Source organism: Chromohalobacter sp. HP20-39 (assembly GCF_033052815.1).
In the GTDB taxonomy this organism is placed as follows: domain Bacteria; phylum Pseudomonadota; class Gammaproteobacteria; order Pseudomonadales; family Halomonadaceae; genus Chromohalobacter.
In genome coordinates this window covers 1-237 of sequence record NZ_JAWHTP010001152.1, presented here as the reverse complement: position 1 = coordinate 237, position 237 = coordinate 1, and the positions used below count along the sequence as shown (strand labels likewise).

1 pseudogene is annotated in these 237 nt (G+C 73.8%); it reads left to right on the top strand.

Going from position 1 to position 237, the window contains the following annotated elements:
• Positions 1–237 (top strand): annotated as a pseudogene (locus tag RVY79_RS21505) (hypothetical protein); the annotation flags it as partial.

Here is a 237-nt window from a genome sequence, read left to right as displayed (position 1 = left end):
CGGGTGGACCTCGCCCGGCGCCAGCGCCTCGCCCCCAATGGTGCGGTGTCGGGCGAGGAGCTCACTTCGGCGACCAACGCCTTCTCCTCGGCCAGGGCCAATCTGGAGCTGGCGCGGGCCGGCGTGGCCCAGGCCAGCTCGACCCGCGGCGCCGCCAGCGGCGAGCTTGCGGCGAACAATGCGCTGATCAGCGGCACTACCGCCAATTCGGCGCCGGAAGTGCTCTCCGCCCAGGCC